We start from the raw sequence: 25,382 nt of genomic DNA on the forward strand, positions 1-25,382 counted from the left end.
TATCTGTTAAGCCTAAATAAATAGGTGGAATAAATCTTGATCTTTATTCACTTCAACATAGTGGAAGCCTTTTTTATTCATTCGGTCAATCAGCGCTGCATAGTCATCTCTTTCTTTCAATTCGATCCCAACAAGCGCAGGTCCTTTGCTTCGGTTATTTTTTTTCGTATATTCAAAGCGTGAGATATCATCATTTGGCCCTAACACTTCATCCAAAAATTCCCTGAGAGCACCTGCTCTTTGCGGAAAATTAACGATGAAATAATGCTGGAGTCCTTCATAAATCATGGAGCGTTCCTTGATTTCTTGCATTCGGCCAATGTCATTATTGCCTCCGCTGACAATACAAACGACATTTTTCCCTTTAATCTCCTCACGATGTGCATCTAAAGCCGCGATCGGTAACGCACCCGCTGGCTCAGCTACAATTGCACATTGATTATACAGCTCTAAAATGGTTGTACATACTTTTCCTTCTGGTACAAGACTAATCTTATCGACAACAGACTGAAGCGACGTAAACGTCTTTTCGCCAATCCGCTGAACCGCTGCTCCATCTACAAACTTATCTATTGAATCAAGTGTGACAACCTCCCCTTTCTCGTGGGAAGCATGAAGTGAGGCGGCACCAAGCGGCTCGACTGCAATAATTTCTGTTTCTGGTGCGATATTTTTCATATACGTGCCAACGCCAGATAACAAACCTCCGCCCCCAACACTTGCAAATAAAAAGTGAGGCTCCACTTCGATATCATTTAATATTTCTACAGCAGTTGTTCCTTGTCCTGCCATGACATCTAAATCATCAAATGGATGGATAAATTCCCGCTTTTCCTTATCTCCGCATTTGACTGCTTCATGATACGAATCATCAAAGGTATCTCCGGTTAAGATAATGTCAACATATTCTTTTCCGAAAAGCTCCACTTGAGATACTTTTTGCCTTGGTGTGGTAGCAGGCATAAAGATTTTCCCGTGGATACCTAAATATTTGCAAGAATAGGCAACGCCTTGTGCGTGATTTCCTGCACTGGCACAAACAATGCCGTTTTCTAGTTTTTCTTTTGGCAACTGGCTCATTTTATTAAAAGCGCCTCTTAATTTAAAAGAACGAACAACTTGCAGGTCCTCTCTTTTTAAGTAGACATTACATTCATATCGTTCAGAAAGTCGCTCATTTTTTTGAAGTGGTGTATGAATCACTACATCCTTCAAATTTTGATGGGCTTTTAAGATGTCTTTCACTTGAATTAGCGTGTTTTCTTTGAGCAACGGTTTCATGTACAAGATCCTTTCTCTTTAACCTTATTTAATTTGTCATTATAACATGAATATTCAAAAAATAAACCAATAGATCATGGATCGGAGATAAATTTCATGAACTTTTTCGTTTTTCTATACATTTGTTCTAATTGGGTGTTATAATAAAACCAATTAGAACCAAAAGAAAGGAATCGCTCGATGACCACACATCCGTTTGCTAATATATATGGAGAACACCAAGATATAAAACACGCCATTCATTTGGCAAAACAATTCACGAAAAACGATCAGCCTGTGTTGATCACAGGAGAAATTGGAACAGGCAAATCACGCTTTGCACAAGAAATGGCCCATTCATTTGCTGCGCAGGCTTCGATGAAACATATCTACTGCCCCATTGTAGATGAAGAGACTTTGCAGGAAGCATTTACTCATACGGCAAATCATTTGATTTATTTAGACGAAGTCAGCGCACTTAGTATTCCTATGCAGCATCAGGTCATTCGTTTTCTCGAAGTTTCTCCTGCAACAAAAATCATTGCTTCTTCGTCTTTATCATTAGAGGCGATGAGCGTTTCGTCCAGTTTTTTACCTGAGCTGTTTTATCGGCTCAATGTGCTTCATATCCCTCTCCCGCCCTTAGAAGATCGAAAAACAGATATTCCTATTTTAACCGCTTCTTTCTTTCAGGAACTGAACATGACGCCTGACATCGACTCAAGTGTGTGGGAAGTCTTACAGCAATATTCGTTTGAAGGGAATGTCCAGGAGCTCAAAAATATCGTTCATTATGCAGCCGCAATTCTCGAAGGGCAAACAGTTTTCTTGCATCACTTGCCACCTTTTGTATTATTACCTCAACAAACAGCTGGTAAAGGAAAAAAAGAAGAACACCAGCTCACGCTTATGGAGAAACAAGAATTTGTTTTCTTACTCGAAGCCATTAAGTCTCTAAATGAAAAAGGAGAAGCAGCCAGCAGACGTATCTTGTCTGAGTTAAGCAAACAAGGCGACATCCCGCTGACCCCTCAGCAAGTCAGGAGTCGATTAGATGATCTTGAGAAAAAAGCCTATGTGACAAAAGGGAAAGGCAGAGCTGGAACGAAGATTACACTTGAAGGTCTCTCATTTCTGAAGTCGCTTGATGGTTATATACCGGTTCAATAAAGGAGGACATCCATTGTTTACTGTAAAAGAAGAAATTGCCAACGCGATTACACATGGCATTGGCGTCATTTTATCCATTCCCGCCATTGTTTTTCTCGTTTTATTCGCTGTTCAATACGGCACTGTCACTGACATTATTAGCTTTTCGATATTTGGCGCGTCGATGCTGCTGCTTTATTTAAGCTCTACTTTGCTTCATAGCATTCGGCACAAAAAAACAAAAGATGTATTTGAAATCCTTGACCACTCTGCGATTTATGTATTGATTGCTGGTACATATACGCCATTTTTGCTTGGCCCATTAAAAGGCGCACTTGGCTATACTCTTCTTGCAATCGTATGGGCGCTCGCTGCAGGCGGTATCGTCTTTAAGATCTTTTTCGTCAAACGGTTTATCATTGTATCCACCCTTGTTTATTTATTAATGGGCTGGATGATTATCATCGCAATTAAACCTCTGTACATTCAATTAACAGGAGCTGGATTCAGCCTCTTACTATTAGGCGGTATTTTGTATTCAGTCGGAACGATCTTTTATATTTGGCGGAAAATTCCCTATCATCATGCGATTTGGCACAGCTTTGTTCTCGGTGGAAGTGCATCCATGTTCTTCTGCATTCTATTTTATTGCGTCAACATCCCAGCATGATTAAAAAACCAGCATCCACATTCGGATGCTGGTTTTTTCTATGCACGCTTTTGTGCGTAATCACTCATCTTGACCGGTGCTTTTATATGGATATCGACATTAACTGGACGAAGTCTTTTGACGATCTTCCCTGTTAAAAGACGGTCTGTGCCGCTTGTTTCAACCGGAACAAGTGGGCAGTTACACTCTTCAGCAAGCGTTTCTGCCATGACACGATACTGTTCAGAAAGCAACAGACTCTGGCCAGATAGAACTCTTTCTCTTGCTTCTTCTAATAACGCCTCATCAGATTGATTCTGCTTGATCACCGCCATCTTCTTCAACCATTGTTTTAAGATGGGATAGCGAAACAGATGCGGTTTTGCCATAAAAGCAAATGGCTTCTCTAAGTGACCAATCAGCAATGTCGTCGTCACTGGATGATGTGCTTCTGTGACATAAATAACAGGGCCATCTGGCAGCCTTTTTTGCTGATGAATGGTCATGACCGATCCTGATTGATCAATACACCCTCTGGCAAACCTTTTTGCATGCTCATGGATGAGATGCATTCGTTTCGTATAGGAAATGCGTGGATCCGTTAATTCATGATCATACAAATGCCTTATACTTTTAAAAAAGGATACAACAACATAAATCGTTAAAAACCAATAACGAAACAACCGTACTCCTCCTACTCACTTATCCTTCTTTTCTGTCATAGACGACAAATTCATAATTGTAGGGGTTTTTTTCGTCACGATGGCCTTTTTCACGTGATACAACCGTCCAATGATCTTCATCGTAATAAGGGAAGAAACGGTCGCCTTCAAATGAATGATGAATGTGCGTGATATATAGACGATCTGCGTATGGCATCATTTCCTCATACAGCTTAGACCCGCCAATGATCAATAATTCTTCCTCGGTCTTCGCAATGGTTAAAATATCATCGATTGAATGGACTACCTCGCATCCTTCAGCTTGAAAAGAAGAACTTGTGGTCAACACGATATTCCGGCGGTTAGGCAGTGCTCGTCCAATTGATTCAAACGTTTTTCTACCCATGACAATGGTATGACCACTTGTGACTTTTTTAAAATACGCTAAATCAGCGGGTAAATGCCAAGGCATTTGATTATCTTTGCCAATGACTCTGTCTTTTCCTGTCGCCACTATCATGGAAATCATACACTGACTTCTCCTTTAATATGCGGATGTGGATCATAGTTCTCAAGCACAAAATCATCAAACGTAAAATCAAAAATACTTTTGACATCTCTAGTGATGCGAAGCTGCGGAAGTGTGCGCTCCTCACGCTCTAACTGCATTTTGACCTGCGGAAGATGATTTTGATAAATATGAGCATCTCCTAGCGTATGAATAAACTCTCCTGGCTCAAGGTTTGTCACTTTGGCAATCATCATCGTTAGTAGTGCATACGAAGCAATATTAAAAGGCACACCTAAAAAGATATCTGCCGAACGTTGATAGAGCTGGCACGATAATTTACCGTTTGATACGTAAAATTGAAACAAGCAATGACAAGGAGGCAGCGCCATCTGATCAATCTCTCCTGGATTCCACGCACTGACAATCAATCTTCTCGAATTAGGATGATTCTCAATATCATGGATCAGTCTGCTGATCTGATCTACTGTCTCTCCGTCTCCGCTCGCCCATGATCTCCACTGCGCACCATACACACGCCCTAGCTCTCCATTTTCATCTGCCCATTCATTCCAAATACGGACACCATTTTCTTGAAGATATTTGACATTTGTATCACCTTTTAAAAACCACAGTAACTCATGAATGATTGATTTCAGGTGTAATTTCTTTGTTGTTAATAAAGGAAACCCTTCCTGTAAATCAAATCTCATTTGGTAACCGAACGTGCTGATAGTGCCTGTTCCTGTTCTGTCACCTTTTTCATCCCCGTGCTGTAATACATGACGGCATAACTCTTTGTATTGTTTCATTTTTTTCATCCTTTATTTATGTTCTTGTTGTAGTTTACCTTATTTCTGCTTTTGTTGAAACCAATTGAAACCAAAAAAACATGTCTGCAAGATGAGCAGACATGTTTTTCTTTTTATGCTTGATTCACTCGATCCTGCTCTTCGTCCTTAATATCTTGGTGAGAGTGAGCTATGCGACTTGCGGCGGCGGCGGCAAGCGCAGCGACAAGGTCATCAAGGAAGGTGTGTACTTCACCAGGACGACCTTCATCTAATTCTCTAATAATACCAAATTTCTCTTTGTCTAGATAACCGAAGTTGGTCAAACCGATTGATCCATATACATTGACAATGGAAAGCGGAATAATCTCATCAATTCCATATAGCGGTTCATCTGTTTCAACTAAATGCTGCAAAGGTTCTGGCAAAAGCTTTTTTTCTGCCAGCTGATCAAGCGCAAGTCCTGTCAAAACTGCGTGGACAATTTCCCTTTTATTCAGCACTTTTTCAACATTTTCAATGCAGACACTAAGTGGAAGATTTGGGTTGTATTTCTCTTGGAGTTTCAGCACAATGTGTGCAATATCTTCTATTTTCACTCCACGCTCGTTTAACATCTGTTTTGTAATGCGAACCATTTCGTTCATTGTATACTTTTTCAATTGGCATGACATCTCCTTCTAGTGGCTCATCCAGCTCGGCGGGGTGTTTTTATCCCAGTAAATATTACCGAGTTCATGATGCGTCTGGAATCCATCTTCTGCTGTATGGTAGTGAAAATTAAACCAATATCCGCTGTGAGGCGGCTGATCTCTCCTGACATGAAAACGAAGCAAATCTTCTCCAGTCTTTCTATTATAAATGTGGAAGATTTTTTCCCCATTTCCGCTTGAAGGTTGATCAGTTAAAACAACATCTTGAAATTTTTCGTCATCTTTGAAATTTGTTAAAAAGTCGGTTAACACTTGTTCAATTTTTGGTTGAATCTCTTCTCTATACTCGTCCTCAATGACAGGTGTGATTTTACGACCAAATTTGAGAAAGGATTGGTTTTCTGCACTTGATAGAACCTCTTGCTTATATTGCTCAAAGGGGTCTACCCGCTCTTTGTTGTCTTCTTGCGATAATTCCCAGCTGCGCGTATCATCTGATGTATCATAAACTGCTGTATAAGGTGCTTTATCAGATGAAGAAAGTTCAGATGGCTTGTCTGTCATCAAAGCCGATGGAGGAGAGATTAAACCAAAAGTCGCAATCGTAAAGAGTGCAACAAGCGTTTTTCTCATCCACATTTTCATGATATCTAATTCCTTCCATAAGTTATCATACTGCTATTCTAGCATATAATGAATTTTCAGTCATTCAATTTGGTCATTGAGTTGAGACTTTCTTTTTCATGATAAAACGTTTACAATGACAGTAACGACGACTAAAATTTGGGAGGAATGGATATGCTTGAAGGGTTTTTCATCACAGCTTCCTTGCTGACGTTATTTTATTTTGTCTATATGGAGATCACCGATTAAAAGCCCTGAAATAGGGCTTTTTTAATTGTTAAGAGTGATTAAAGTTTTGTTGATTTGTCTTCTTCTATTGAGATATATCCGTAATGGAATTGGGCGGTTTTACGTTTGATCACCTGAAATTGATAGGAATCAGTGGTAAATCGTGTGCTTTTCCAATGATCTTTTAAAACCACTCTTTTTCTAGCCACTCTCATTGCTTCTTTCACAGCGGTTTCATGGTCAAAATGATGCTCAGCTGCATGACGAAGCGGCATCATACTAGCAGACTCTTGTATGGTTTCTTCAAACATTGGGTCGAAATAGACGATATCATAGGATCGATCAGGGAGCTTCTTTAACTGCTCAATACTATCCCCGCTGATGACAGATATCCGTTTCATCGCTTCGTCTGCCTCTCTCACACCCGTTTCCCATGTGCTGAGTCCTTCTCGAACAAGCAATGCCGTCACCGGATTTTTTTCAATACCGGTCACTTTTCCATTGGCGCCTGTAGCGCAGCTTGCGGTAATCGCATCTGATCCTAACCCAAGCGTACAATCTAAAAAGGAATCGCCCGGCTTTAATTGTGCTGCTTCTATTAATGGATCTTTTTCACCACGAAGGACCCGCTTCACCCTAAACATCGCTGAGCTTGGATGGAAAAAGAACTTTTCACCATTTGGCTGATACCATTCAAATCGTTCTTTCCCAACAACGAGTACATCCCCCCGCTTGATCGCAAGCTGTTTGACAGATTGTTTGCGCCGCTCGATATACTCACCATGCAAGTCCTTTGCAAGGGCCTTTGCCGTTTCAATTGTTTGTTCATTTGCTCTAAAGCTTGTTGTAATGAGCATGACGTTCCTCCATCATAATCAAGAAAAAATGCCCTGATGGATCACAGGACATTTCAACATTTGTATTAGCAATGTTTTTCAAATGCAGATAAGACGTTCTTCATAATATCTTCCATTTCATGACCTTCAATTTCGTCACGCGGGATAAAATGAACGAGTTCATTTCCTTTTAAAAGTGCCATAGATGGAGAAGATGGCTCCTCACCTGTGAAGTATTCTCTCATTTTAGCCGTTGCTTCCCGGTCCTGACCAGCAAAGACCGTCACCATTCGATCTGGTGCTTTTTCTGCTTTCATGACAGCTTGAGTAGCAGCAGGGCGTGCTAAACCGGCAGCACATCCGCATACGGAATTGACGACAACAAATGTTGTTCCTTCTGCTTCCTGCATCGTTTTTTCTACTTCTTCTTCAGTCGTCAATTCTTGAAACCCTGCACTTGTCAGTTCTTGGCGCATTGGTACGACGAGCTGACGCATATATTCTTCATATGCCATTGACATAAAAAAGCCCCCTCTATAATCCTTATGTTGTGAATAAAGGATACTATAGAGAGAGCCAATTTTCAAATGATCAATTTCACATTAAATTTTCATGATTCCGCCTGTATTGGCTGATGTCACAAGTTTTGAGTATCTGGCAAGGTAACCTGTTTTTACTTTTGGCTCAAAGCCTTTCCAGTTTGCTTTTCTTTTTTCCCATTCTTCTTCCGGGACATCTACGCTTAAAATGCGTTTTTCGATATCAACAACGACATGATCACCATTTTCAACAAAGGCAAGCGGGCCGCCTTCTGCTGCCTCTGGAGAAACGTGTCCAATAGACAATCCGCGAGAAGCACCGGAGAATCGTCCGTCTGTAATTAAAGCAACCTTTGGACCAAGTCCCATTCCAACAATTTGTGAAGTTGGTGCTAGCATTTCAGGCATACCTGGACCGCCTTTAGGTCCCTCATAACGAATAATGACAACATGTCCTGCTTCTACTTTTCGATTAATAATTCCTTCAAGTGCTTCCTCTTGGGATTCAAATACGATCGCAGGTCCTTCATGACGTGTGATGCCGTCTTGTACACCGCCTGTTTTAATGATTGCTCCATCTGGCGCAAGGTTTCCAAATAAAACGGCTAAGCCGCCCTTTTCAGTAAATGGCTTGTCAATTGGATAAATGACGTTATAATCTTTTACTTCATGACCTGCAATGTTCTCGCCTAACGTTTTCGCTGTGACGGTCATGGTATCTAAATGAAGAGCCCCCTCTTTTTTGGACAATTCATTTAGTGCAGCGGTCACTCCGCCAGCTTCATGTAAATCTTCAATATATACATCTGAAGCTGGAGCAAGTTTCGATAAATGCGGCACACGTTCTGCGACTTCATTGATACGCTCAAGTGAATATTCAACGCCTGCTTCGTTTGCAATCGCCAATGTATGAAGAACTGTATTGGTTGAACCACCAAGTGCCATATCTAAAGCAAATGCGTTATCAATCGCTTTTTCCGTGACAATATCACGTGGTTTAATGTCTTTTTTGATTAGCTCCATCAATTGTTTTGCTGACTTCTTCGCAAATTCTCTTCGTTCTGGTGAAGTCGCCAGAATGGTTCCATTTCCAGGAAGAGCAATCCCAAGCGCCTCTGCTAGACAGTTCATTGAGTTGGCTGTAAACATACCAGAGCAAGATCCGCATGTTGGACAGCCAAATTGCTCTAATTCATTTAATTCCTCTTCATTAATTTTCCCTGATTGGTATGCGCCTACGCCTTCAAAGACAGAAGAAAGAGAAATTTTTCTGCCATCACTTGTTCTCCCAGCTTCCATCGGTCCACCACTGACAAATACAGTTGGGATATTCACACGCATGGCAGCCATCATCATACCTGGCGTGATTTTATCACAGTTAGGAATACAAACCATGCCATCAAACCAGTGTGCAGACACCACGGTCTCTACTGAATCAGCAATGATTTCACGGCTTGGCAATGAATATCTCATCCCAATATGCCCCATCGCAATACCATCATCTACACCGATTGTATTAAATTCAAATGGAACACCGCCAGCTTCACGAATGGCTTCTTTCACAATTTTTCCGAATTCCTGAAGATGGACATGCCCTGGGACAATATCAATATAGGAATTACATACGGCAATAAACGGCTTGCCAAAATCCTCATCTTTTACCCCAGCTGCTCTTAGTAAGCTTCGGTGAGGTGCTCTGTCAATTCCTTGTTTAATCATATTACTGCGAAGTTCTGCCATCTGTTTAAAAAGCCTCCTATACTACTAGTCTTGTTGACTGTATGATTTTGAGTTCATTTTATTTTACAAATTTTCTGTTTATTTAGCCACCTATAATAGATAGTGACTGATTTCTCTGCTGAAGCAAGTGCTCAGCAAGGATTGTGTCATAAAATCTGACCTCCAATATTCTATATTGGTACTACTATATAGAGTTTTTTCTCATATTTCAACAATATTCAAAATAATTTTTCTAAAAAAATTTTTCTGCCAATAAAAAAGCCATTTTCAGAAAACAAGCTGCCTTTTATTGGCAGCCTGCTCGTCTTTCTTATGATTCTGATGCATTTTTTCTACTTTCTGTCATTTGCTTCCACACAGAGCCTTTTGCTTCTTCTCCGTGCTCAATTCGTTCGATGGCCATTTTCACTTGAAGACTGACTTCAAATTCAGGGTCCTGCTCCGCTTCTTTTAAAGCTTCTAGTGCTGTTTCGTCACCTTCTTCATAAAGGAACATGGCCGCACGCCAGCGGACAAGCTTACTTGGGTCCTTTAAGGCTTGGATCATCGCTTCAATCGCACTAGAATCACCAAGATCTGAAATACAATCTCCAGCAGTTCTTCTAACCGTCACTGTTTTATCTTCAAGCCCTTTATACAAAATAGGCAAAATGTCTGGATCTTCAATCATGCCAGCATTCACAACAGCTTGTCTGCGAATCGATGTTTTTGGGTCCTCCATCGCTTTCATTAAAACAGGTATATCTTTTTTCTCTGGCTGCATTTGCTCTAAATGAGCAAAACGTTTCTTCCAATCTTCATCGCCCAGCATCTCTTCTGTCACATCATATGCTTTTCGGTTCACTTGTTTATCTACAGCCTCTTGACCTTCTTTCACTGCCTCTGTTAAACGGGATAAACGCTCGTCGTCATATGCAGCTTGCAGCTCTTCTGTGACTTCTTGACCAATATCAGCAAATTCTCCAAAACGTACGCCATGTTCTTTCCACACACGTTCAAATACAACATTATCTGAACTGCTTCTTAGCTTTAAAATCGCTGCCTGGAAACGTTCAGGCATTCCAAATCGTTCTTCTCTTTCACCGTCTGTCAGCTTCACCTGCATCGGAATCCCATTAAACATTTGAACAAACACTTTGACTTCTCCAAATGTGTCATCACCTGACTGCGATTCTCCCTGAAGACCTTCTGTTTCTTGTCCAAAGGCTTCTCTGACTTGCTGTAAAATACCTTGCCAGTCAAATTTCGCATTGCGCTCAACCGCTAAGAAATCGGCTACATGGTAAACACCTTTTACACCTTCAATGGTTAAAATGCGCTTGATCATCTCTGGCGCTTCGTCTTTTTGATCTTTTTTGTAGTTATTGCTTTTACCGCCTGCAAGCGCTTCTGTCAAAATGACTTTCATTGTATTCGGGCTTGGCGTTGGTTCTATGGCAGTTATTTTCATCTATACATCCTCCTTACACACATAAAGACCCTACTCATCTGTAAGGCCGCATTCTTCTTTCCATGTCTTAATAAATAGACACATAAACTCATGCCGCTCATGAGCCAGCTGCTTTCCAGCACGTGTGTTCATCAAGTCTTTTAATTGAAGCAGCTTTTCTTGCATATGCAAAAGTACTGTGCCTTGGTGAGCACCCTCTGTATAGTGAGGCTCCCCTTTTGCACCTGCATATGTAAACACCCTTGCAATCCCAGTTGCACCTATCGCATCTAGCCGATCTGCATCTTGAACAATGGTCCCTTCTAATGTCACTGGCTTATGCTGCATATGCCGGTGACGAAAAGACATCGTTGTAATGATATCCATGATATAGCGAATATCTTGCGTGTCCACTTCCCACAAAAGGAGCTGCTGCTTGAGATCATGCGGTGAAAGCTTCCATTCACTAGACAGCTTGTCATCAATGACATCATGGATAATCGCTGCCATTTCAATGACAAAAAGCGACCCGCCCTCCTGTTGTGCAATATGGACGGCAAGCTGGCGCACACGATTGATATGAGCTTCATCGTGTCCAGTCGGTTCATTCTTTAGCTGTTTTGAAACAAAGGAGGCAGCTGCCTCCAATTGTTCTTGCTGCTTACTCAAATTCATGCTTATTTCTCCAAAAGAGCGATAATGGAGCTTTCTAATTCTTTCGGTGGTGTTTTAGGAGAAAATCGTTCAGTCACTTCTCCGTTTTGGTCAACGATAAATTTTGTAAAATTCCATTTCACCGTTTTTGTACCAAGCACACCTTTCGCATGACTCGTTAAGTATTTGAAAAGCGGATGCGCATTGTCACCATTGACATCTACTTTTGCAAACATCGGGAAGGTCACACCATAGTTTAACGAACAGAATTCTTGAATTGCTTCTTCCCCTTCTGGCTCTTGATTCATAAATTGATTGCACGGAAATCCTAAAATTTCAAGGCCCTTTTCATGATATTGATCGTATAACTCTTGTAATTGTTTAAATTGAGGGGTCAGTCCACATTTGCTCGCTGTGTTCACGATGATCAGTACTTTCCCTTTGTAATCTGCCATTGATTTTTCCTGACCGTTAATGGTCTTGACCTGAATATCATAAATTGACATCTCATAGCCTCCTAGGATTCACTTTTTCCTATCGTAACATGCTTCTTTTAGAAAATCGCTTTTTATGCTTTCTGCTAAAAGAGTCCAGTCACACTGCCGTCTTCTAATAAATCCATCTCAAGTGCCGCAGGTTTTTTAGGGAGACCTGGCATGGTCAGAATGCTTCCTGTTAGTGCAACGATAAAACCTGCTCCTACAGATGGTTTTAACTCTCGAATCGTAACGGTGAAGCCTTTTGGTCTGCCGATTAAAGCCGGATCATCCGATAGTGAATATTGCGTTTTTGCCATACAAACCGGCAAATGGGCCCAGCCATTTTTCTCAATTGCAGCTAGCTGCTTTCTTGCTTTTGATGTAAGGTTGACGCCGTCTGCACCATAAACCACTTTGGCGACTTTTGACAACTTTTCTTCAATGGAATCTTGCTCCTCATATAAATAAGAAAAGCTGTTTTCATTCTTTTCAATGAGTGTCGTGAGCTCTTCGGCAAGTGCTACGCCGCCAGCTCCCCCTTCTTCCCATACATTGACCGCTTTGACTGGATGTCCATTCGTTTCGCACCAGTTTTCTATTGCTTGAATTTCTTCTTTTGTATCGGTAATAAAACGGTTCACTGCAACGATATATGGTAGACCGAAGGCTTGCACTGTTTCAATATGCTTCTCTAAATTATGTATACCTTCTAATACAGCCTGTGCATTTGCTTCCTTGAGCTCTGTTTTCTGCATTCCGCCATGCATTTTTAGCGCCCTGACAGTTGCTACAATGACAACAGCGCCTGGTTTAAAATCACCGGCTCTTGTTTTGATGTGAAGAAATTTTTCCGCGCCGAGGTCTGCACCAAATCCCGCTTCTGTTACGACGTAATCTGCTAGTTTTGCCGCCATTTTTGTGGCAATTAAACTATTGCATCCATGTGCAATATTGGCAAAAGGACCACCATGAACAAGGGCTGGAGTTCCTTCAATCGTTTGAACAAGGTTTGGTTTCAGCGCATCTTTTAAAAGCAAGGTCAATACGCCTTCATATCCTAGATTTCCAACTGTGACCGGTTCACCTTCTTGATTGTAGGCAACAACAATAGAAGAAAGACGTTTTTTTAGATCGTTTAAGTCGTCTGCTAAACAGAGGATGGCCATCATTTCGGATGCAACCGTAATATCAAATCCATCTTCTCTAGGGTACCCATTTAATTGACCGCCAAGTCCTACGACCACTTGTCTTAGAGCACGATCGTTTAAATCTAACACTCGTTTCCATACAATTCGGCGTGCGTCGATCCCAAGCTCATTTCCGTGATGGATATGATTATCAATAAAAGCAGCTAAAGCGTTATGTGCAGATGTAATCGCATGAAAATCCCCTGTGAAATGAAGATTGATTTCTTCCATAGGCAACACCTGTGAATATCCGCCGCCAGCTGCACCGCCTTTAATACCCATTGTGGGACCTAGTGAAGGTTCACGCATGGCAATAATCGCTTTTTTCCCAATTTTCTCGAAGGCTTGACCGAGGCCAACTGTTACGGTGGACTTCCCCTCACCTGCTGGCGTTGGGTTGATCGAAGTCACAAGAATCACATTTCCTTCTTTTTGTTCCTTTAAACGGTCAAAAATAGTCAAAGATATTTTCGCTTTTGTGAAACCATAGCATTCTAATTCTTCGTCATGTATTTGTAATTTTGCTGCGATGTCTTGAATGGGTCTCAGCTTTGCCTTTTGGGCAATGTCAATATCTGATAAATGCTTTGTGATCATGATTAATGGCCTCCTTTTTTGACAGAAACAGCTTTCTTTTTTGCTCTATTTTTCATTGTAACATAATTGAAACATTGAAATATCGCCAGAAAGTTCCTATAATGAAGTGAAATTAGCTTTGGTTCAGGGGGTGGCGAGTTGCCTATTAACATACCAGTTCATCTGCCGGCAAAACAAATACTAGAGAGCGAAAATATTTTCGTCATGGATGAGACAAGGGCATTCAAACAAGATATCCGTCCTTTGAATATCGTGATCTTAAATTTAATGCCAAAAAAAATACAAACTGAAACGCAGCTGCTGAGAATGCTCGGAAATTCTCCTTTGCAAGTGTATTTTACATTTTTGATTCCAAGTACACATACACCGAAGAATACATCGAGAGAGCATCTAGATGAATTTTATACGACCTTTGACTCGATTCGCCATAAAAAATTTGATGGCATGATCATTACAGGTGCACCAATTGAGCATTTAGCTTTCGAAGAAGTTTCCTATTGGAAAGAACTGCAGGACATTTTGGACTGGAGTAAAACGAATGTGACGTCTACTCTCCATATATGCTGGGGGGCACAGGCTGGTCTTTATCATCATTATGGCATTGAAAAAATCAAGCTTCCAGAGAAAAAATTCGGTGTTTTTGAGCATCTTGTCAAAGAGAAAAAAGAAAGATTAGTAAGAGGTTTCGATGAAGTATACTATGTCCCACATTCTAGGCATACAGATATTAATACAGAACAATTAAAAAACACGCCGAATCTAAAAGTATTGAGCACGTCTGAGGAAGCTGGTGTTTGTTTAATTGTTTCAGATGATGATAAACAAGTATTTTTAACTGGACATCCTGAATACGATACAGATACATTGAAGCAGGAATATGAAAGAGATTTGTTGAAACATGATACAGTCAAAAAACCCGTCCACTATTTCATAGAAGATGGAGACACATTAGTTCCAGTGAACCGCTGGAAAGCCCATGCTACTTTGCTGTTTATGAATTGGCTTAATTACTATGTTTATCAAGAAACACCATATGTGTGGGAATAAAATAGACTGTAGTCTGATGATAAATGCTTAAAATGTGTTAAAATACAAATGGCTCTGTCTTCCATTATCAATTTAGTCTGTTTGTTTTTTAAAATTAGTTTAATTCTTTCGTAACGAATGATATGCTCTCGCTGTTTATATGTTATCTTTATGTATATGTAGACCTATGAGATTTATAGTTTTCGTACGAAGTTTTGTTGTTGTTGATTACATTTGAGGTGAATATTCTTGAATACCAATAAAAAAATATTAATCTTGACCGCAAATTATGGAAATGGACATATGCAGGTTGCAAAAACACTGTATGATGAATGCAAATCCCAAGGGTTTGAACATGTGATAGTTTCTAATTTGTATCAAGAATCAAATCCCATTGTGTCTGAAGTGACTCAATATTTATATTTAAAGAGCTTCTCCATTGGGAAACAATTTTATCGCTTGTTTTATTACGGTGTAGATAAAATTTACAATAAACGCAAATTTAACATTTATTTAAAGATGGGAAATAAGCGTCTTGATGAATTAATTCAATTACACAATCCGGATATCATCATCATTACATTCCCGATGATTGTTGTACCTGAATACCGAAACAAAACAGGTAAAGTCATTCCAACATTTAATGTGATGACAGACTTTTGTCTTCATAAAATTTGGGTACATGAAAACATTGACCGATACTATGTTGCAACCGATTATGTGAAACAAAAGCTAGTAGAAATCGGCACACATCCAAGCGATGTCAAGGTAACAGGCATTCCGATTAGACCACAATTTGAAGTAGACGTGCCTAAATCGATCATCTATAAAAAATATGGATTATCATCAGACAAAAAAGTCCTTCTCATTATGGCGGGTGCCCATGGTGTACTAAAAAATGTGAAGGAACTGTGTGAAGCACTACTTCTTGACAGTGAAGTACAAATTGTTGTTGTGTGCGGTAAGAATGCAGCGCTGAAGCAATCGCTTAGCGAACTTGAACAAGCACACCCAAATCAATTGAAGGCGCTTGGATATGTGGAACAAATTGATGAATTGTTCAGAGTAACGGACTGTATGATTACAAAACCGGGCGGGATTACATTAACAGAAGCAACAGCAATTGGTGTCCCAGTTATTCTTTACAAACCTGTTCCAGGACAAGAAAAAGAAAATGCTCTTTTCTTTGAAGATTATGGCGCTGCCATTGTCATCAACAGACACGAAGACATTTTAGAATCTGTCACCAACTTGCTTCAAGACGAAGAAAAATTAGAATCCATGAAACAAAACATCAAAAAATTACACTTAAAACAGTCTTCTCAAACCATTTTAGAAGATATCGTCGAACAATCAGATCTGATCATGAGCAACAAATCGTATGCTCAAGCATTATCATAAAAAGGTGTCCGTCATTGACGGACACCTTTTTTCTTTTAACCTTGATTTCCATTCGTTGTATATACTTCTTCAAACGGCTGAACAACAACAAAGCCACTTCCGCTAAACTTCATTTGAATGGACTCTCCGCTTCCCCTGCCAATAAACGTTTTGAACGATACATCTGTCACAAATTCAGTCTGCAAATCTCCTGACCATGCGACCGTCGCATTCGGATCTGTATAAACAGAATCACCTGGCTGAACAATCAGCGTCAGCGGTTCGTAATGACTTGTGATTGCCACAAGACCTGGTCCTTCAAGTTTGACATTAAATAATCCGCCTGCAAGCATGCCAGACACCTTTTTCATTAATTTAATATCCCACCGAACAGACGGTTCAAATGCGAGCAAGTCGTTTCCATTAACGAAAATAGACTCCCCTTGAGCCAATCGAAGAATCGAAATTTTTTTCCCTTGGTCTGCTACATATAATTTCCCATCACCTGTGGCCTTCATCAAAGAAGTTCCTTCTCCTGATAACATTTTTTTGAACATCTTTGACACACCGTGTTCAAACACACCTTCACGTTCAAACTTTATTTTCCCGCGATATGAAACCATGGAGCCTGTTTTTGCCCAAATGGTATCCGTTAAATTAATTTCTAACAATCTTGGTGTTTCAAGTTCAAAGACCCCTTCCCCTTTGTCTTCTTGCTGCGTATTCTGAACAAACTCCTCAATTGTGTAACGATTCATGACGCACCTCTTTCTGTATTTTTACTATATACGGACAAGTTATACGTTAGGTTTCATGAGATTAGGACGTTTTATAGATAAATGTCATTCACTAAAAAAACAAAAAAATCAAACATTCTGCTCAAAATTTGGCTTGCCCGCTTGACGCTTTACTTTTGATGGTGTATAGTGGAACCATCATTTAACAACTTCTTAAGTCGTTAGGTGATGAAAAATTTTTTTTAGTATGCCAAAAGGTGTGCTACAGTACTAGGAGGAAAAAGCAATATGCAAAACGGTAAAGTAAAATGGTTCAATAATGAAAAAGGTTTCGGCTTCATTGAAGTTGAAGGCGGAGACGATGTATTCGTTCACTTCACAGCTATCGAAGGTGACGGTTACAAATCTCTAGAAGAAGGACAAGAAGTTTCTTTTGAAATCGTTGAAGGTAATCGTGGACCTCAAGCTGCAAACGTAACAAAAATCTAATCAACTCAATCAATGATGAAACGACAAAATAAAGAGAGGCGTATGCCTCTCTTATTTGATTTTCAGCTGAATTTCAATCGCTAAAATATTTTGCTTTAATCTTTGTTCAATTTCAGAGATATCTTTTTCGAGAAAAGGTCTTCCCTTCTTTGCAACATCTACCAGTTGCTCTAGATCACTGTACACCTCTTGAAATGTCCGATGTAATACCGTTTCAAAATCCTTATTATCCATGCCGGCCTTCCCCTTTTCCTCTATTATCCGTCACTTAGTCAAAAAGTAACTCAACCAAAACTTTCTATAGTTATATCGGCTCATTTTTCAGAATATGTTCTTTTTTTACACATTCTATTCGTTTTTTTTCGTGAGCGTATGATACATCTAGGGGAAAACCGGAGTGTACGCTTATTTTTTTAGTAATTCATTCCCGTATTGTTTGATCTTCTCTCCTACCGTGCATTGCTGAATACAAAAGGAGTGCGCGTATTTTTTACCAAATTCTTTACGAAAGTGCTTCTTAATCAAACAATCTGAACAATACGTGTCTTGAAGATCTGTTAATTCTTTTACTGCTGTTTTTTTATCCACTTTATTCAGCTCCGTCTGCTTCTAATTTCAACTTACTTTCGATAGGGACGTCTGCAAGTATCTGTCTGGCAAGCTGATCTGCTTCTGCATTTTGTTTACGATCGATGACTTCATATGTTGGCGTGAGCTTCAGCTCTTTGATCGCAGCCTCAATTCGGTCGAGCCATTTGTTATGTATATCATCATAACAAGGCCATTCCCCTTTGAGCTGATTCATCACAACAAGAGAATCTCCTCTAATCGTAACAGAGTTTCTGCTGGCTCCCAGTTCTTTTAAAGCTTTTACCGCTTCAAATAAAGCCGCATACTCTGCCTCATTGTTCGTGGTGCTCTGAAAAGGCTGATTCTTCCTTAACCGGTATGCATCCTGTCCGAGCTGATAATACACGACAATTCCAAGCCCAGCATCACCTGTTTCTTTGCGAAAACTCGCATCAAAATAGACCTGAAGCTGATCGGGTTCAAGCCTAAGTTCTTCGTTTAGCTTTTCAAGTTCTTTCGTCGACCACATCGCACCCTTTTCATCTTCAAATGATAGAAGTGACTGCGGTTCTTTTTTGTCTATATGTTTTGCTAAAAGCAAGGCCTCTTTGAGCTCCATCCAATCTTCTTGGAAAAAAGCAATGGACCCAATCGATTTCACTTTCATTGTATAGTGCGCTCTTAGTTTCATTGATCACATCGCCTTCCCATACTTTTAAGGTAAACGTTCGTTATGCTATAATCAAAAAGTTACATTTTACATTTAGAAAGGAAGTTCATGTCACTTGTTTAATGAAGGTATTTGGATCTTATTTGCGATCATTAATTTTATCATTGTTCTTCTATTTTATAAAGGATTTGGCAAGATGGGGCTTTTCGTCTGGATTGGTTTTGCAACAGTTGCTGCCAATTTACAAGTGGTCAAAACCGTTGAATTATTTGGCTTAACGGCAACACTTGGCAACATTTTATACGGCAGTGTGTTCTTTGCAACGGACGTCCTCAATGAAAAATATGGACAAACCGAAGCGAAAAAAGCTGTCTGGATTGGCTTTGCCACCCTTTTAACATTAACTGTTGTCATGCAGGAGGCTTTGCTTTTCCATCCCGCTCCATCTGACATTTCACAATCATCATTAGAAACGATATTTGGCTTTATGCCAAGGGTTGCTCTTGGTAGTCTTGCTGCTTATATCATCAGTCAAATGTTAGATGTTTATGTATATTCGTTTATTCGCCGGATATTTCCTTCAGATGGTGCGCTCTGGCTGCGAAATGCGGGGAGTACAATGATTAGCCAGCTACTTGATACACTCGTTTTCACAACCATTGCCTTTCTTGGGACCTACCCATTCCATATATGGATCGAAATTTTCATCACGACTTATGTGATTAAATTTATCGTCGCTGCCATTGGCACACCTTATGCCTATGCGGCGAAAAAAATGGTTCCGATTGATGAAAGGGGGAAATAAATTGCCAGCTGAAATATATATTGACGGTGCTAGTGCCGGAAACCCAGGTCCATCTGGCATCGGCATTTTCTTGAAATATGACGGAAAAGCTGAGTCTTTCTCCATTCCTCTTGGCATCATGAGCAATCATGAAGCAGAGTTTTCTGCGCTCATTGAAGGCATGAAAATATGCGTAGAAAAAGGATTACGGACCGTTTCATTCCGCACAGATTCACAAGTAGTGGATCGTGCAGCCAATGCAGGCTTTGCTAAAAATCCATCTTTTCGTCATTTTATCGAAGAAATGCTGCAGCTTCAAAGCGAATTTGATTTATTTTTCATTAAGTGGATTCCGAGCAAGGAAAATCAAGTGGCTGATCAGCTCGCTAGAAAAGCGATTCACCTTTCAAAAGGATGAATCGCTTTTCTTTTGGTTATGCTAATGTGTGAGGTGATACGAATTGGATAAAGAGAACAGAGGCCGTGTCACAAACGGAACGACTCCTCAAGGTGATGCGCAGACAAAAGATAAACAGCCAATATCGCAATTAGAAAATAAGGCGAAAAAAAGCAACACAAAGGGCTAATACATGTAGCCCTTTGTTTCTTTTCTGCGTAAGAACAACCTTAACTGATTCCTAATTGACTTAAGCGGTTAACCATTGGTTCGATCCCTTTAATTTGATGCAAGCAAAGCATTGCCGCTGCCCGCTCTGGATTGATGTTCATTTTTGTTTGATCAATCGGACAGCTGAGTGGTACATCACATTTAATTTCTGCCAGTATACGAGAAAGCTTCAGATCTTCTAAACCTGCTTGCATTTTCTTTTGCTGAGCTGCCGTTAATGCATGAACATTTTCTAACAGTCGATCAATCGTTTCATACGTTTGAATAAATTTCAATGCTGTTTTTTCGCCGATTCCTTTTACACCAGGGTAATTATCGCTAGTATCACCCATCAGCGCTTTCATATCAATCAGCGCCTTTGGAGAAATGCCCATTTCCTCTTCAAAAAGGGCTTTTGTATAATGCTTATAATTCCCGATGCCTTTTTGCATTAAAGCCACGGTCACTTGTTCATTCAAGATCTGCAGCAAATCTTTATCTCCTGTTAAGACAGTCACATGTGCTTCGTTTTGATAGATTGATGCAAGCGTTCCAATACAATCATCTGCTTCAAAACCTTTCACACCAATGTTCATGATCCCCAGTTCTTCTGTCGCCTCTTTTGCTAAATCAAACTGCGGGATAAGCTCAACAGGCGCCTCGCCTCGATTGGCTTTATAATCTTGAAACAATTCGTTCCGGTATGTCTGGCTCCCCATATCCCAGCAGCATACGATATGAGTCGGCTCAAATGTTTGGACAGCTGTTAACAAATGCTTCAAATAACCATTCACTCCATTTGTCGGCACACCACGATCATTTATCATAAAATTGCGATGGACAGCCGTCGCATAAAACGACCTAAAAAGAAGTGCCATTCCATCTACAAGTAATACGTGTTTATTCATTCATCTAAACTCCCTTTTTATAAACAATACTCCTATTCTATCATAGAACATCGAAACGAACATAAAAAAGGCGCCTTCTTCTTTTTGATAAAGAAGAGGCAGCCCGATTACTTTTTACCATATTGCATTTTTTTCGTTTCCGCTTCTGCGTAGGATGGCATGTCTTTTTCCTTCGGCATGCGCTCCTCCTGCTGCTTTACGTTTTGCTTTTTTGCCATGATCATTCCCCTTTCTGGTTCATTTGTTAAGATGACCAAAAATGAGAAAGTTACTCTTTACTTCTGTTTACGCTGGGTGTATTCCTCCACCATCTCAATCGTGACATGTTTACGAAGCGGAACAATTCCGCCTCGGGCAAGCTCATTCATTTTAGACGTAATGGCATTGATCTCATCTGTTGAAAATGGTTCATTGTGTTCACATTTTTTCACAGCCGATTCAATCGCCTGCTCTCTTTTTTGTTCAAGTGCAAGAAAAGATTGGATATGGGCATGTTGTTTCTGTGAATGTGCAGAAATTTCTTCGTGTACGCTCGTCATCGTCTATCAGCTGCTTTCTTTTTTATATAGTCTATCATGAATCATATCGTTTTCAACTGGTTCTTCCATTCATTTGTTTGTTCATAAACTTGTTCAATGATCGCCTGTTTTTCAGCATCTGTTGTAAGGCTCGTCATAAATGTCTGTTTTTGCTCATTGAGCTGTTGTAGAGCATCTTGTTCGTACCTTTCCGTATAGGTCTTCACTAGCTTTTCATATCTGCTCAGCAACTCTTCTTTTTCGTTATCTGCCCAACGTGTTGTCATTTGATGTAGAACATCTCGAATGGCTTCAATAAACGTAGCCTTTTCATTTTGCTCAAAAAAGGCTTTCGCTGATTTTTGTTTCTTTAAAAGCGGCTCAAATGGTGCAATCTCTGCTTCGACTTCAATTTGTTTTAGCTCACCGTTTTTCTCCTCAGGGGCTGACAGGCTGAGAGAAAAGTAAGGATCTTCCGCACATGCAGCCTGCATCCCTTTTTCCCACTCCTCTTGGAAATAATGGTGGATAAACGATTCCATTCGGATATCAAGCGCCTTGAGCTCCTGCACAAATTCAAATTCATACTCCTTTAACGCTTTCTCAAGTGCCTTTTTTAACTGCTGACCAAAGTTCCCTTGAGATATGCCAGGATAAAAGGCCGACTTTAACAGATCATTCGCAAATAATGAAAGCCGCTGTACAATATGATAGAGCTGTTCATGCACGTCTTTTTTTACGCTTTCGGTCACTAGCTTAGACCGTTTCACATCTTGCATTTTTTCGAGAATGGCTTCATAGGATGTCTTGATGTTTTTCTTTTCAGCTTCTTTCTCATCTTTTGATTGATGCAAGGTCGCACGTAGTCTATCGACCGTTGTACATAATGTACTAGCTTCAAAATGCAAAAGTTCAATGGCATCTTTCGTTAATTCTTCCTCAATAAAATAGTCGAGCTGTTTTCTCAGTGTTGCATATTGATTATAAGATGTCGGCTCTTTCCCTTCGATCTCTTCCTTACTAGACACATGATGCAGGTTTGGATTGCGGATGCCTTCTTTTGTGAGCTCGCTTCGTACATAGTCAAATACGGTTTCAAGCTCTGCTTGATCCTTAGCCAAATCAGCTGCATTGATGATAAAGAACATTTTATCCATGCTAAAGGAATCTTTTACGAGTCCAAGCTTCCGTAAAAATGAGCGATCAGCTTTTGAGAAAGAATGCTGATAATACGTTAAATAAAGAAGGGCGTCTGCATCCTTCATATACTGGAAGGCGATTTCTGTATGACGCTTATTCATACTGCTTGCACCTGGTGTATCGACAATCGTCAGCCCTTTATCTGTCAGAGGTGTACTTAAATACACCGTCACTTCCTTCACCACACAAGAAACAGATTCTTCCGCTACATAAGGCTTTAATTCTTGAAGTGTGACATGTAAATTGGTTTGGTTGTCAATGTCATCATGAAACTTGGCATAGGCTTGTAGAAAATGTTCTACAATGATTCGGTGATCCTGTTCGAGCTGCCGTTTTTTCAGCACTCTTTCCAGCTTTGCCTTAAACGAATCTCCTTTTTCTGTTGAGATCGAAAATCCAAGAATCTGATCGAGTTCCTCTAGAATGTCCTGCTTGGTTTTAAACACCACTTTGACACTTTCATGAGGATGATCTTCCGTAGGTCGTGTCAGTTTGTTAATTGTTGCAGTTGTTGGCGTAGGAGATGATGGTAACACCTTCCGTCCAACAAGCGCATTGGCAAAAGAAGATTTTCCAGAACTAAAAGCGCCAAATAATGCGAGTGTAAATTCTTTTGCCTGTAGCCGTTCTGTTCGTTTTTCAAAGGAATCTCTTTGAGACTTTAGAATATCTAAAGGCGATAAAATGCGGGAAAGCTCTTTAAATTGTGCAATCGATTGTGCTGTCGTTAAATGCTGCGATTGACGGTAATGATTGCGCTCTGTCCGGTCAGCAGCTAGATCGCTCTCTTCAGCATGAATTGATGCGTGATTCTTCTCCAGCTGGTCGTGCTGCATCCATTGCTTTTTCGCATAAAACCAGTCACCCGGGATATGTTCATCCGTTCCGTTTTGCCAAATATCCCATATATGCTGAATATCTAGTCTTATTTTTTCATTTTTTTCGTTGTACCCCTCAAGGCTCTGAAGCTCTTGTTTCGCTTGTTTCCATTTTTCCTCTTGCTTCTCTTGTTCATTCCGGAGCTGGTCTTTCAAGGTTTCAATCATCTGTTCAATCAATTGAAGCGCTTGCTGTTTCGCCTGTCTTTTCAATGCTTCACCAGCATCTTTCGCATATTGAAGAACATATTCGTTAGAAAAAGTTGCCCCTTGGTGAATGACCTTTTCAAGCAAGGATTCTTCAATAGGTGTCTCAAATGCCATGGCTTTGTCTAATAACGCTTCCCCAAGCTGATGCTGTTTTATTGCTTTCTTAAGGAGCTCTGCAATGTGCCAGTCAACTTCCGCTTTCATTCTCTTTTTTACATCTGCTAAGAAATCATTTGCCCGCTTTTCCTTTTCCTGCTCGGTTTTATTTTTGGCAAAAAGTAAACCCACTTTAAAGCCAGGTGCTTTCGATTCGATATAGTCACTTGCAAGCTCTCGCATCTTAAATGGCGTGAGGTTTGCATTTTTTAAGATGTTCTCTACTTCAGAAGACACTTCATCTTCTACCTGCTTTGCACCATTTTCAATAAATCGGCGTTTCTCTTCTAGTTCTTTCACTTCATTCCTTTTTTCTTGAAGCTGCGCGTCAAGGTCCTCTTCATGCAGTTCTTCTTTTAACGAGTCTATATGTTCTTTTAAAACATGTTCGATTTTCTGCTCTGTATAGGCTCGAAGTGATGCTTTAGGCATGGTTTGTAATTCTTGTAGTTTCTTCACTAAACGGATCATTTCGTTTTTTGGGTGTGCCTCATCCGTCACAGAAGTAAAATATAGATGTTCTTCTTCAATGCCTTCTTTTAAAAGCATCTCAACGACTTGTTTTTTGTAGTTTTCAAAAGTTGTCTCTTGTTCATCATGCCGATCCACTTGATTGACGATGAAATAAAGATTGGGCACTTTCTCCTTAATCGAGCGAATGAAGCGAATGTTTTCTTCAGAATGGACATGGTTATAATGAACGACATAAAAAAGAGCATCCGCTTGATGAAGAATAGAAGCAACGGATAAAAAGTGCGCATGATCCGTTGAATCAATTCCCGGCGTATCAATGAGTGCCACTTTTTCTTCAAGTCCACTATAATCACCACTAATTTCCACCATCTCAATTTGTTCCCCATCTTTACAAAAACGCTGCACCGCTTCTTTATCATAAGAACCGCTCATTTTTGCAAAACGTCCATCAGACGTATGGAGCTGAACTTCACTGACCCCTTTCCTGACAACAACCAAGTTTGCACTCGTTGGAATTGGGCTTGTGGGCAGGATGTGATCATGAAGAAGATGATTCACTAGTGATGACTTACCAGCAGAATAGTGGCCGGTAAATGCGATATATATTTCTTCTTCAGCTTCCTTTTTCATAATAGATGCAAGTTTGGCTGCGCGCTCGTGATCATCCCTTTTCAGAAGGCTTTGATATAAAGCACCTGTAGTTTGAACGAGCGAATCTCGAATAGACAAGTCTTTCATGACGATAAACCCCTTTGTTTTTAGAAAAGTCAGTTATGTATGTGTACCATTT

General features: G+C 40.1%; 28 protein-coding genes. 8 read left to right on the forward strand and 20 right to left on the reverse strand.

Annotation, left to right across the window (positions count from 1 at the left end; genetic code table 11):
* Positions 1-12: 12 nt before the first annotated feature.
* The gene (gene ilvA / locus V7L95_RS16630; protein ID WP_008346398.1) at positions 13-1,281 is read right to left on the reverse strand and encodes a threonine ammonia-lyase IlvA; all 1,269 of its coding nucleotides are present in this window, start codon (positions 1,279-1,281) and stop codon (positions 13-15) included.
* Positions 1,282-1,461: 180 nt separating this feature from the next.
* Here ilvA and V7L95_RS16635 point away from each other — a divergent pair, with 180 nt between their 5' ends.
* Both V7L95_RS16635 and V7L95_RS16640 read left to right on the forward strand, forming a co-directional pair.
* Positions 1,462-2,430, forward strand: a complete 969-nt coding sequence (locus tag V7L95_RS16635; RefSeq protein ID WP_340967425.1) for a sigma 54-interacting transcriptional regulator — start codon at positions 1,462-1,464, stop codon at positions 2,428-2,430.
* Positions 2,431-2,443: 13 nt separating this feature from the next.
* The gene (locus V7L95_RS16640; protein WP_008346394.1) at positions 2,444-3,079 is read left to right on the forward strand and encodes a hemolysin III family protein; all 636 of its coding nucleotides are present in this window, start codon (positions 2,444-2,446) and stop codon (positions 3,077-3,079) included.
* A 38-nt stretch (positions 3,080-3,117) separates the two neighbouring features.
* Here V7L95_RS16640 and V7L95_RS16645 read toward each other — a convergent pair whose 3' ends face one another.
* From V7L95_RS16645 to V7L95_RS16700, 12 genes are all read right to left on the reverse strand, one after another.
* Positions 3,118-3,741 carry a lysophospholipid acyltransferase family protein gene (locus tag V7L95_RS16645; RefSeq protein ID WP_340967426.1) on the reverse strand — a complete coding sequence of 208 codons (624 nt, stop codon included), beginning with the start codon at positions 3,739-3,741 and terminating at the stop codon, positions 3,118-3,120.
* A 19-nt stretch (positions 3,742-3,760) separates the two neighbouring features.
* Positions 3,761-4,249 (reverse strand): type 3 dihydrofolate reductase, encoded by a 489-nt coding sequence (folA, locus tag V7L95_RS16650; RefSeq protein ID WP_017359700.1) that lies wholly within the window; start codon positions 4,247-4,249, stop codon positions 3,761-3,763.
* Complete coding sequence (locus V7L95_RS16655) at positions 4,246-5,040, reverse strand: thymidylate synthase (protein ID WP_008346390.1); 795 nt, start codon at positions 5,038-5,040, stop codon at positions 4,246-4,248. Before V7L95_RS16655 ends, folA begins: the two co-directional genes overlap by 4 nt.
* Positions 5,041-5,153: 113 nt before the next feature.
* On the reverse strand, positions 5,154-5,681 hold the full coding sequence (locus V7L95_RS16660) for a phosphatidylglycerophosphatase A (protein ID WP_008346387.1): 528 nt from the start codon (positions 5,679-5,681) through the stop codon (positions 5,154-5,156).
* 18 nt (positions 5,682-5,699) lie between these two features.
* Positions 5,700-6,317 (reverse strand): YpjP family protein, encoded by a 618-nt coding sequence (locus tag V7L95_RS16665; protein ID WP_007500816.1) that lies wholly within the window; start codon positions 6,315-6,317, stop codon positions 5,700-5,702.
* Between the two features lie 266 nt (positions 6,318-6,583).
* Positions 6,584-7,381, reverse strand: a complete 798-nt coding sequence (locus V7L95_RS16670; RefSeq protein WP_056704641.1) for a class I SAM-dependent methyltransferase — start codon at positions 7,379-7,381, stop codon at positions 6,584-6,586.
* A 65-nt stretch (positions 7,382-7,446) separates the two neighbouring features.
* Positions 7,447-7,881: a BrxA/BrxB family bacilliredoxin gene (locus V7L95_RS16675; RefSeq protein WP_008346384.1), complete on the reverse strand. Its 435-nt coding sequence runs from the start codon at positions 7,879-7,881 to the stop codon at positions 7,447-7,449.
* An 81-nt stretch (positions 7,882-7,962) separates the two neighbouring features.
* Positions 7,963-9,639: a dihydroxy-acid dehydratase gene (ilvD, locus tag V7L95_RS16680; protein ID WP_007500822.1), complete on the reverse strand. Its 1,677-nt coding sequence runs from the start codon at positions 9,637-9,639 to the stop codon at positions 7,963-7,965.
* Positions 9,640-9,949: 310 nt separating this feature from the next.
* Positions 9,950-11,089: a conserved virulence factor C family protein gene (locus V7L95_RS16685; RefSeq protein WP_076822105.1), complete on the reverse strand. Its 1,140-nt coding sequence runs from the start codon at positions 11,087-11,089 to the stop codon at positions 9,950-9,952.
* Positions 11,090-11,119: 30 nt separating this feature from the next.
* A complete protein-coding gene (locus tag V7L95_RS16690; protein ID WP_340967433.1) occupies positions 11,120-11,743 on the reverse strand; it encodes an HD domain-containing protein in 624 nt (207 codons plus the stop codon).
* A gap of 2 nt (positions 11,744-11,745) precedes the next feature.
* Positions 11,746-12,228, reverse strand: a complete 483-nt coding sequence (locus V7L95_RS16695) for a glutathione peroxidase (protein ID WP_007500827.1) — start codon at positions 12,226-12,228, stop codon at positions 11,746-11,748.
* 74 nt (positions 12,229-12,302) lie between these two features.
* Positions 12,303-13,985, reverse strand: coding sequence for a formate--tetrahydrofolate ligase (locus tag V7L95_RS16700; protein WP_099496572.1), 1,683 nt, complete (start codon positions 13,983-13,985; stop codon positions 12,303-12,305).
* Between the two features lie 138 nt (positions 13,986-14,123).
* Here V7L95_RS16700 and metA point away from each other — a divergent pair, with 138 nt between their 5' ends.
* Together metA and V7L95_RS16710 are read left to right on the forward strand one after the other, a co-directional pair.
* Complete coding sequence (gene metA, locus V7L95_RS16705) at positions 14,124-15,032, forward strand: homoserine O-succinyltransferase (RefSeq protein ID WP_008346374.1); 909 nt, start codon at positions 14,124-14,126, stop codon at positions 15,030-15,032.
* A 228-nt stretch (positions 15,033-15,260) separates the two neighbouring features.
* Complete coding sequence (locus tag V7L95_RS16710; protein ID WP_007500831.1) at positions 15,261-16,412, forward strand: diglucosyl diacylglycerol synthase; 1,152 nt, start codon at positions 15,261-15,263, stop codon at positions 16,410-16,412.
* A 35-nt stretch (positions 16,413-16,447) separates the two neighbouring features.
* On the opposite strand, the gene V7L95_RS16715 is transcribed toward V7L95_RS16710, so the two are convergent.
* Complete coding sequence (locus V7L95_RS16715; protein WP_007500832.1) at positions 16,448-17,149, reverse strand: AIM24 family protein; 702 nt, start codon at positions 17,147-17,149, stop codon at positions 16,448-16,450.
* Positions 17,150-17,416: 267 nt separating this feature from the next.
* Between V7L95_RS16715 and cspD the strand changes: the two genes are divergently transcribed.
* The gene (gene cspD / locus V7L95_RS16720) at positions 17,417-17,617 is read left to right on the forward strand and encodes a cold-shock protein CspD (RefSeq protein WP_003215784.1); all 201 of its coding nucleotides are present in this window, start codon (positions 17,417-17,419) and stop codon (positions 17,615-17,617) included.
* Between the two features lie 51 nt (positions 17,618-17,668).
* On the opposite strand, the gene V7L95_RS16725 is transcribed toward cspD, so the two are convergent.
* From V7L95_RS16725 to V7L95_RS16735, 3 genes are all read right to left on the reverse strand, one after another.
* Entirely contained in the window at positions 17,669-17,851 is a 183-nt protein-coding gene (locus V7L95_RS16725) for a hypothetical protein (RefSeq protein WP_008346368.1), read from the reverse strand.
* 171 nt (positions 17,852-18,022) lie between these two features.
* On the reverse strand, positions 18,023-18,205 hold the full coding sequence (locus V7L95_RS16730) for a zinc-finger domain-containing protein (RefSeq protein ID WP_008346366.1): 183 nt from the start codon (positions 18,203-18,205) through the stop codon (positions 18,023-18,025).
* 1 nt (position 18,206) lies between these two features.
* Positions 18,207-18,878, reverse strand: coding sequence for a ribonuclease H family protein (locus V7L95_RS16735; protein ID WP_007500833.1), 672 nt, complete (start codon positions 18,876-18,878; stop codon positions 18,207-18,209).
* A 94-nt stretch (positions 18,879-18,972) separates the two neighbouring features.
* Here V7L95_RS16735 and V7L95_RS16740 point away from each other — a divergent pair, with 94 nt between their 5' ends.
* The 3 genes from V7L95_RS16740 to V7L95_RS16750 are packed head-to-tail and all read left to right on the forward strand — an operon-like array spanning position 18,973 to position 20,228.
* Positions 18,973-19,662 carry a queuosine precursor transporter gene (locus V7L95_RS16740; RefSeq protein WP_007500834.1) on the forward strand — a complete coding sequence of 230 codons (690 nt, stop codon included), beginning with the start codon at positions 18,973-18,975 and terminating at the stop codon, positions 19,660-19,662.
* 1 nt (position 19,663) lies between these two features.
* Positions 19,664-20,059: a reverse transcriptase-like protein gene (locus V7L95_RS16745; protein ID WP_017359712.1), complete on the forward strand. Its 396-nt coding sequence runs from the start codon at positions 19,664-19,666 to the stop codon at positions 20,057-20,059.
* Between the two features lie 43 nt (positions 20,060-20,102).
* Complete coding sequence (locus V7L95_RS16750) at positions 20,103-20,228, forward strand: hypothetical protein (RefSeq protein ID WP_008346357.1); 126 nt, start codon at positions 20,103-20,105, stop codon at positions 20,226-20,228.
* Between the two features lie 40 nt (positions 20,229-20,268).
* Here the strand turns inward: V7L95_RS16750 and V7L95_RS16755 are convergent, their stop codons facing one another.
* The 3 genes from V7L95_RS16755 to V7L95_RS16765 form a co-directional block, all read right to left on the reverse strand.
* On the reverse strand, positions 20,269-21,156 hold the full coding sequence (locus tag V7L95_RS16755) for a 5'-3' exonuclease (protein ID WP_046343814.1): 888 nt from the start codon (positions 21,154-21,156) through the stop codon (positions 20,269-20,271).
* A gap of 275 nt (positions 21,157-21,431) precedes the next feature.
* On the reverse strand, positions 21,432-21,695 hold the full coding sequence (locus V7L95_RS16760; protein WP_008346351.1) for a YpbS family protein: 264 nt from the start codon (positions 21,693-21,695) through the stop codon (positions 21,432-21,434).
* Positions 21,696-21,736: 41 nt separating this feature from the next.
* Entirely contained in the window at positions 21,737-25,330 is a 3,594-nt protein-coding gene (locus V7L95_RS16765) for a dynamin family protein (protein ID WP_340967447.1), read from the reverse strand.
* Positions 25,331-25,382 lie beyond the last annotated feature (52 nt).

This window comes from Bacillus sp. PPSBB_11, assembly GCF_038023285.1.
Lineage (GTDB): Bacteria > Bacillota > Bacilli > Bacillales > Bacillaceae > Bacillus > Bacillus altitudinis.